The sequence below is a fragment of the Caulobacter sp. GW822-FHT07D08 genome, assembly GCF_058798735.1.
Genome location: NZ_JBXAKU010000059.1, coordinates 1 through 704, shown reverse-complemented (window position 1 = coordinate 704; position 704 = coordinate 1). Strand labels below are relative to the sequence as shown.

At 65.1% G+C, this 704-nt stretch carries 2 protein-coding genes; both read right to left on the bottom strand.

Features of this window, described 5'->3' with window-relative positions; genetic code table 11:
• Positions 1-322 (bottom strand): DUF3024 domain-containing protein (locus AC1RJ9_RS28375; protein WP_492842031.1); only part of this gene is annotated, 322 nt, incomplete at its 3' end.
• The coding region (locus AC1RJ9_RS28370) for an IS66 family transposase (protein WP_492842029.1) at positions 322-704 on the bottom strand (383 nt) is incomplete at its 5' end. The genes AC1RJ9_RS28375 and AC1RJ9_RS28370, both read right to left, overlap by 1 nt.

Sequence of the window (704 nt, the reverse complement as noted above, 5' to 3'; positions counted from 1 at the left end):
CTTGGGCGAGTGATTTGCCCCGGTGCAGGCAGAACCAGGCGCCGGTGTGCCGATGCCACTGGATGTTGAAGCGGTCGCGGCTGAGCCAATCCAAGCGGACGAAGGGGGCGTCGAACTCTTCTCCCAGGTTGTCTGGAAATCCCGATCGATAGCGCTGGAGGAAGCGGTATCGATTGCCGTGCCACTTGCCCTGTATATCGACGGGGTAGTTGAACTCGGTGGGGCGGATAGCCGGCAGGAACCTCGGCTTCAGCACGTCACCAATGAACCGCTGGCAGGCGGCGGTGATCAGCGCCTTCTCGGAATCGGGTAGGCCAGTCATCAGGCGGCGATGTCCTTGGACAGGGATGGCGGGCGCCAGTTCCAGGGCAGCAGTTCGTCGATCTGCTGGGCGGGATGGGCGGCGATGCGTGCGAGGATGTCGGCGAGCCAGGCCTGCGGATCGACGTCGTTCATCTTGGCCGTGACGATCAGGCTGTACATGGTCGCCGCTCGCTCTCCGCCACGATCGGAGCCGCAGAACAGCCAGGACTTGCGGCCAAGGGCGATGCCGCGCAAGGCCCGCTCGGCGGCGTTGTTCGTCATGCAGGTCCGGCCGTCGCTCAGGAAGCGAGTGAAGGCTGGCCAGCGGGTGAGCATGTAGTCCAGCGCCTTGGCGACGGGATCGTGGCGCGAGAGCTTGGCCCGCTGATCTCGCATCCAGG